Raw genomic sequence first — 7,937 nt, forward strand, 5'->3', positions numbered from 1 at the left:
CAGGATGAATGGCGCTGCCCACCGCTAGCTCATGATACTCGGCTGCGGTGAGATTATTGGGGTATTTGCAAATGTTAGGTAGCAACACTTGATCCCCAACGCCCAATTGTTTAGGGCATTGGTTACTAGACACGGTAGATTCCTCCAAGAACTTGGTTTTCAAGTTTCAGAGGGGGTTTTTAATCTAGAACTCAGGAGTCAAGATTCAGTATTCAGAAGAATTACAGCCCGAATTGCCATTAGGGACAGAGGTGAGAAGTCTATCACCTGATAGCTCAGGGATGAAATGTCTCACAGCAAAAAATCAACCCATTATCAATTCTGACTTCTGGATTCTGACTTCTGATTCTCCTTGATTACACTGCTTTACAAAAATTTACTTAAAGGAAATATAAATTTTTTGCCAAAATGCCAAAAACGGTCAGCAGAACTTGTCTTTACCTACCCATTTATCGTTATAATTGGCAAAGTAAAACAGCGTGGTATCTTATTGACAAGTTAGTGGATTCAAGTCGCCAAACTTTAAGCACCACTTTCCTCGTCATTCCGAGATCAACCCCGCTCTTAAGTTATTCAGTTGTCTGAACTTCGGGCAAAGCGGTACTTCTTAGTACGTTTTGCCTAAATTTTTATGTATTGTTTGTTTTCCTCCTGCTTTGCGTAATATTGACAAGCTTGATCTTACAAAACTTCGCGTCTTTTCGCATCTCATCAGATTTTGATTGTTGAGTTGTGTGACCTCCGGTTTTATTAATTTTGGTGAATCTGCCCTATTGGGTAGAGCTTTTCTCAAGCCGTCCTTAGCCAGACACTTGCCTCTGCTTTGGATTGGCGGTGGAAAACTTGTTGGTTAGGTTCGTGCAAGACGATCCGCGTTTAGGTGTCTGTTCAAATGTACCAGTAATTGCTGCTACCCACTGAAGATAACTAGTAGCAGCCTTGGTCAATTTCTTCCAGATTTTAAGTTTGTTTGTAGTGGTAATGATCTCCATAATCTCCTCTTCATGATGCTACTGAGATTTTTTCCAACTTATCAAATTTTTTGATTATCCCTAAAGGGTCATTAGAAATATATTTTTTAATGACTGGTTGCAAAGAAAAACGTATTTCCTTAGAATTAGGATCTTTAATACTTTCAATTAATGAGTGATTTTCTAATGATTCTAATGCTTCCACAATTTCTGAAACTGATACATTTTTGTTATGGACATGAGTAAAATCTTTTAGTAATTGAGCAAAATTTATAGAGTTTGAGTTAATAGATATATTTCCAGCCAAATAGAGCATAATCTCGCGTTGAATTTGGCTCAAAGATTGACTAAATAGTTCATCCAGAACTGATTGAAGTTCAGGGCTGATAAATGTTGTCTTATTATCAAAAAATGCTTCAGTACTACCAGCAAAAAAATGATGGATTCTTTCAATGACACCTTGTAATTCAGCAGGATGACCATAATAAGTGTTAATTAACTCCTGGCATCTTTGTTTGCCAGTCAAACCTTGATTAAGTAAAAACTGCATTGCTGCATCAGTATCTAGACCTTTGATTTTAAGATATTTAAGAGGTCGTTTAGCTTTTAGAAGGCTACCAAATTCATTGGGAAAAATGCGACTGGTTAAAAGAAAACAGCTTTGATGCTGTTCTTCTATCAAGCGACGAAAAAATAATCTATATTCTAGACGTTGTTCAAAATTGCTTGTTTGAAATATTGTGTCGATTTCATCTAGTACAATCAAACAGCGACGAGATTGTATTTCTTTAAGCAGGGTGGTAATTTGAGCTTGCGTATACTCAACCTGAAGTGAAGGTGATGCTGTTGGCTGGATTAGCTGTATTAGCTCAGTTACTAAATCTTGGACTACTGGAGCGTGAGCAACTGATTTCCAAATCAAACACTCAAATTCAGAATCAGAACTGGTACTAATCTGTTTTAAGAGTTTTGCTGCTAAAGCAGTTTTACCAATTCCTGCTATTCCTATTAAAGATAAACATTTATATTGAGTGATTAACTCTTTTATTTGATTTAGTTCTTGTATTCGCCCACAAAAATTAGATATATCAGGCGGCTCACCATTAATTTTAATAAATTGAACGGATGAGGATTTTTCGTTACTTAGCCCCTCTGTCTGAGTATGGTACTTTCTTGCAAACAGTGATTCTAAAAAATTTCGCAGCTTTTTTTTACTAACTTTTTCACCAGTTCCAACAGTTGCAGATATTAAATTCCATAATTGAGGGGCTACGTGTCGTTGTAGATAATTGACGGTATAAGGAGAGTCTTTGGCTATTTCTTCGTAATCATCATCATCCCATGCGCCCTTCATCAAAGTGATCTCAGGCTCAGATAGATGCCTACCTATCTTGGTAAACACTAGGTCATCTATCACATTTAAGGCTGTATCGAAGTTTAGCTGCTCACAAGAGCTTTGTTCCCCAAAATTATTGTTTTGCGTCATACTTAGATAGTTGTCTAAACGATGACTAACTACTCGTAGCTAAACTACATAAACAGATTTATCCCTCCATATATTGGAGTCTATACGGCAGTTGTATTTATTGAAGGTATTCAAGAGAATATAATGTATAAGCTTAATGGTACTATAATTTTTAATTTAGAGTTAACCATTAACAGTTCTGTATCATACAAATTTTTAATGAATGAGATTCACCGAAGTAGGACAAAGTTACCTTAAACTATAAATCAACTGACTGCTAAGGCACTTGCTTTGAAATAAATGTCCCGTCGTACCGTAAATATTTTGGGCTGCATCGAAGATATTGTGGCGCTTTTGCGGTCGGACATCGACGGCGCGACATTTTTTATGGATCTCTCTAATTTTTCTTGACTTACTACGAAAGTGAACCCAATTTAGTTTAGAACTAAATTGGGTAAGAAACTCAGCTTGGCATAGTAGTTGCTCAAAAAAGTATCATACTTCTTGTTTTTGAGGCAATAAAGTAGCAATATAAGCTATTTATGCATACATAAAATAAATGGCTTAAAGTTTCACTTGCGCTGTAATCAAATGACCATCATTAAACATAAATTTTTATTATATGTCATGTTACTGTATAAACCCTCTTTGTGAACAACGGCAGAATCCTGATGATGCCGATACATGCCTCTGTTGCGGTACTTCGTTAGTGATCAATGAGCGTATCCGTCTAATCAAACCATTGAGAGAACTGAACGACAACCCATTCACATACAATGAAATATTTGAGGTAGAGGATGAGGGGACAAAGTGGAGTCCTGAGCGTAAACGGCGAGTCATGAAAGTAATGAAATGGGGTTCGGCTAAATTCGTTGAGCGAATGGAGCGAGAAGTTCTGGCTTTGCAATTAATACACCACCCAAATATTCCTCAGACAAATGGTGTTGATGACTTCTTCACTTTTGTTCCTCACAAAAGCCCCTTCACATTACGATGCTTAGTAATGGATAAAATTGAAGGAGAAAATTTAGAGGATTGGATAAAAACCCACCCACCAATTTCACAAAATTTAGCATTAGATTGGTTAGAGCAATTAGTGGCAATACTAGATGTAGTACACCATACTGAATTTTTTCATAGAGATATAAAACCAGCAAATATAATTCTTCAACCGGACGGGCAATTATTCTTGATAGATTTTGGGACTGTGCGCCGAATAACTGACACATATTTAGCGAAAGTTAGCGCCAGCGGAGGAACAGATATGAGTATAGGAAATTACGAAATCACAACGGTAGTTTCTCATTATTACAGCCCATTAGAACAAATACATGGTAAAGCCGTCCCTCAGTCAGATTTTTATGCTTTAGGTCGAACTATTGTGCGTCTGGTTACTGGGGTTAAATTAATGGATTTGACGACAAATCGAGAGACAGAAAGACTAATTTGGAGAGAGAAAGCACCACAAATTGATAAGCCTTTTGCTGATTTTATAGATGAGTTGATGGCTCCTAATCCAGCACATCGCCCTCAGACTACTGGCATGATTTTGTGGCGGCTTAAACAACTGCCTCAGCAAAGTAAATTTTATAAATTAACGAGGTCTAAAAAATTTATATTCAGTGTAGCGATCGCTACTGTTAGTTTGATTGGTTTAGTAATTTATAAACTAGTATTACCAGCATATGCTAATAATTTAGTATTTGAAGGTCAAAACCTAGAAGCTGCGAATAAATCAGAACAAGCACAAAGTCTATTTGACCAAGCAGTAAAAATTCGTCCTGAACTAAATACTCAGATTTCCCAATTCTATTTTGACAAAGCGGCACGGGTTAAAGATGACTTAAAATTAGAGAAAAAATATTATAGTTTATCAATTAAATACAATCCACTAGATGTAGATTCGTACAATAATTTGGCAGTTGCTTGTCAACAGATAAGAGATATAGATTGTGTAAAAAGAACTTACCAAGAACTTTTTAAGCTAGAACCTAACCTGTGGGAAGGGCATTATAATTTAGGTAATTTTTATGAAGAACAAGAAGAATATGATTTAGCAGAAGAGCAATATAGGTTGGCGATTAAATATGGTAAAGACAAGGCGATGAATGCCGTTAATAATTTGTCCAGATTGAAGAACTTGCAAGGAAAATATGCTCAAGCCCAACAACTGGCAGTGGAAGGATTAAGCAAAGCCTCATCTTCTTTTCCTCATTGGAGAGCAGCACTATACAAAAACTTAGGATGGGCGCAATTGATGCAGAAAAATTATAAAGAAGCAGATAAAAATTTGCAAAAAGCATTTGAACTAGATTCACAAAGAGTAGATGTGTACTGTTTGTTAGCGAAAACAAAAGAAGCACTGGGCGATTTAGATTATGCGAGTAGTTATGGGGAGATGTGTATACTTGCAAGAACAGACGGAGTGTATTTGCCAGAAATTCAAAAGTGGAGAGAAGAATTATTAGGGCGAATTTTCAAGAGAAAATAAGTACTAGTAAGTAGTTCGATAAATCATTTGTATAAATAAGTGTTTGAATCTGATGTCAAAGAAAAAAAGTAAACTCCAAGTTGGAGCAATTATATCGATATTGATTTTAACAAACCTAAGTATAAACCGTGGGTGGGGACAGCAAGTAGTGAGACTAAGCTCCCAAGAAGGCTTCTCTTGTGAGCCTGTTGCTAAAGTTATTAGTGGTGACATTTACTATCAACCCCTGAGCAAATTGTGCAAAGAGGATAAAGTCAGCGCGGCCAATGGAGGCAGAGTCAAAATTTTTTGTTATCTGAGAGGAAAAATATTAGAAATTCCTAGCGACATTGTGGGTAAGCATTGTTTGCCACTCTCAAATACTGAACGTAGGGGGTGTACTCTTTTAGATGGAAGAAACTGCATCAACCCTAAAGGCCCAGACGAAGAAAACAAGCCGAATAAGATTACCCCGTATGGGGTGGTAATCAAAAACCCCCGCCCGACATTATCCTGGTCTAGCACAAAGACAGCTACTTCTTACAATGTGCGCCTCAAGGGAAATGGGGGAGTAAACTGGGAGGTGGAAGTTAAAGGAGAAAGTCTGCCCTATCCTCAATACCAACCAGCAATGAAACCAGGAAATGTCTACCGTGTAGACATAGTGGCTATGCGGGGGGATGAAGTGCTAGATGGTAGCTCTTCAATCCTATTGCTACTGCCCACCGACAAGGCGCAAGAATTAGAAAAGACAATTAACATTCTCAAGAGCCTTAAACAGCTGGAAGATGAATTAGCGATTGACATGGATGCGGTATATGAGGCACGAAATTTAGTACATGAATCGATAACTATGCTAAATGCCAGAGCTAAAGCAGGTTCAAAAAACCCGACTGTTCATAGATTATTAGGCGATCGCTACTTGATAGCGAATTTACCCCAACAAGCAAATAAAGCATACTTAACAGCAAAGCAATTAGCTCAAAAAGTAAATAATAATCTGGAGTTAACTAAGGCGGAATCAGGCATGAAAATTGCGTTACAGCATATCACCCACCCACAAGAATAAAGCCGCTCCAGTAATATGGGTGGAAATATTTGTCGCTTTTCAACAGACTCAGTTGTGCAAATTGTAGCGCCTCTGCTTTAGTGAGTCCGCGTTTTAGTCCATCATAAAATTCGCTCATCAGTTGAGTGGTAGATTCAGCATCAACTAGCCACAGACTGGCTAAGATACCACGCGCTCCGGCTTGTGCAGCTATGCCAGCGATACCTAAAAAGGAGCGCCTATCACCCTTGGCAGTTTGGCAAGCGCTCAAAACAAGCAAATCAAGGTCATTTTTATTTTGTACTAAAAATTTTAAATCTTTAACGTTAAGAGGATTATCCCAAGCTAAAACAAAGGTTTGTTCAAGATCCGAACTAAACTGAGCATGAGTACTTAGGTGAATAGTTGAGAAAAAATTGTTTTCAATATTCTGTTTAAATTTATCACGGGTAAATTCAGCATCAATTAATGTAAGTGCAGAAGGGTTATTTCGTTTAATATTTTCAATTTCTATTTTGATTTGAGGCAAAGGACGTAAATTTTTAGGAACAATTGGATTATTGAAACTGGGAGCAACTTGAGAAACACCGCTAACTAAAGCTTGGGTTGGTTTGATTAGAGACTGTCGTAATTGTTTAGCACTAGAACCTACAGAAGTAATGTACTGTTCCAATAAATATTGATGCCCATCGTATAACATATTCATGGGTAAATTTTGAAAATAGCTGTCCAAGACAAAGCCCAAGTTACCTGATGGGGGCAAGTATTGTTTAATAGGTTCAAACAAAAATTGATAAACAGTTTGTGAATATGCTAGAAAATTCAGACTTTTTGTATCAACAAACTCTTGCCTTTGGATAATGTCAAATAAGTTATTAAGAGGCTCAGAAATGAGGTTTATATCCACTGGATGACGATAGATATCTTGTGGTGTTTTAACAAGAACCTCCACTCGGTCTGCTAATTTAATTAAATAAATGACAATAGGTAAATTTTTTAATTTATCTTCAAATTTCGAGTTCAGAGAATTCTCAGCAAATTTACCACATCGTAAGAAATTCTCTACTTCAGCAAAATTTAGTTGCTCTTGAATTTCGGCTGCTTGTTTTGCGTAAGCTTTATTAAGCTTGTCCTGATTGAGTAATAAGTCTATATATTCATGGTATAAGGGTTCTACCTTTTCTTGAAAAGCAAACTGAATGTCTGAATTCACTAGCAAAACATCACTACGGATTTTATCAAGATTTTTAATAGCAACTGCATAAAATTGATTAGCTTGTTCGATTTTTCCAGAGAGTCGAGAAAGCCGTCCTAATTCCCACTGCCACTGGTAAGCTATATCCCAAGCCTCTACTGCTTGGGCAAACAACATAGCATTATAAAAATAATGTTCTGCTTTCAATGATTCTTTAAATGCAGTGTAGATATGACCTAAAGTACCATTAGCATAAGAAATTGCTCTTGCGTTATTCAAAGTTTGGGCATTAGCTAATGCTTCCTGAGATAATGATAGGGCTATAGATGGTAAATTGTCAGATGCTAATTCTCTTAAATCATTAATTTGAGAAATTTTTATAAGATTTTGGGAGAAATTAAGTTTGTAATAAATAGATTCAATCTTTGGCAGCGTTTTTAGTTCATCAACTTTATTTAAAATATCATTTGTTATTAAAGAAACTGATTTATTTGATGGTAAATTTTTAGTTTGATAAAATTGGATTGATAATGATTTACTATCCAATAGTAAATTTAGCCAATTCAATTTAGCTTGTAGAGAAATGGCATTTTGTCCATTACTTAATTTTTGATACAATTCTTGAGCAGAATTAAACTTAGACCTAGCTAAAACGAATGCTTTTTTTTGAGCAATAGGCTCATCAGTAAGCTGATATTTACTTTTAGCTTGGTTGTAAAGGGTAACTTCTGTATTAGCGGGACTTAAACAAAACAAAAAAGTAAAAAAGGCTATAATGCTTAAATAGC

General features: G+C 36.3%; 5 protein-coding genes and 1 pseudogene. 3 read left to right on the forward strand and 3 right to left on the reverse strand.

The features are described 5' to 3' along the window. Nucleotides 1-800 precede the first annotated feature (800 nt). Both AC5JL8_RS00140 and AC5JL8_RS00145 read right to left on the reverse strand, forming a co-directional pair. Nucleotides 801-992, reverse strand: a complete 192-nt coding sequence (locus tag AC5JL8_RS00140; RefSeq protein ID WP_495877755.1) for a hypothetical protein — start codon at nucleotides 990-992, stop codon at nucleotides 801-803. Between the two features lie 10 nt (nucleotides 993-1,002). Next, on the reverse strand, nucleotides 1,003-2,457 hold the full coding sequence (locus AC5JL8_RS00145) for a helix-turn-helix domain-containing protein (protein WP_495877756.1): 1,455 nt from the start codon (nucleotides 2,455-2,457) through the stop codon (nucleotides 1,003-1,005). Between the two features lie 601 nt (nucleotides 2,458-3,058). Between AC5JL8_RS00145 and AC5JL8_RS00150 the strand changes: the two are divergent. From AC5JL8_RS00150 to AC5JL8_RS00160, 3 genes and pseudogenes are all read left to right on the forward strand, one after another. Further along, nucleotides 3,059-3,133, forward strand: a pseudogene (locus tag AC5JL8_RS00150) (4-Cys prefix domain-containing protein); the annotation flags it as partial. A 141-nt stretch (nucleotides 3,134-3,274) separates the two neighbouring features. Beyond that, a complete protein-coding gene (locus AC5JL8_RS00155; RefSeq protein ID WP_495877759.1) occupies nucleotides 3,275-4,927 on the forward strand; it encodes a protein kinase domain-containing protein in 1,653 nt (550 codons plus the stop codon). Between the two features lie 148 nt (nucleotides 4,928-5,075). Beyond that, on the forward strand, nucleotides 5,076-5,975 hold the full coding sequence (locus AC5JL8_RS00160) for a hypothetical protein (protein ID WP_495877757.1): 900 nt from the start codon (nucleotides 5,076-5,078) through the stop codon (nucleotides 5,973-5,975). Here the strand turns inward: AC5JL8_RS00160 and AC5JL8_RS00165 are convergent. Then, on the reverse strand, nucleotides 5,956-7,937 hold a 1,982-nt coding region (locus AC5JL8_RS00165), incomplete at its 5' end, for a CHAT domain-containing protein (protein ID WP_495877758.1). The two genes, AC5JL8_RS00160 and AC5JL8_RS00165, sit on opposite strands and share 20 nt — an antisense overlap.

This window comes from Mojavia sp., from assembly GCF_059505145.1.

Bases quoted from the DNA above. Each gene is read 5' to 3' on its own strand.
- AC5JL8_RS00140 (WP_495877755.1), bottom strand. From the start codon at position 992: ATGGAGATCATTACCACTACAAACAAACTTAAAATCTGGAAGAAATTG.
- AC5JL8_RS00145 (WP_495877756.1), bottom strand. From the start codon at position 2,457: ATGACGCAAAACAATAATTTTGGGGAACAAAGCTCTTGTGAGCAGCTA.
- AC5JL8_RS00155 (WP_495877759.1), top strand. From the start codon at position 3,275: ATGAAAGTAATGAAATGGGGTTCGGCTAAATTCGTTGAGCGAATGGAG.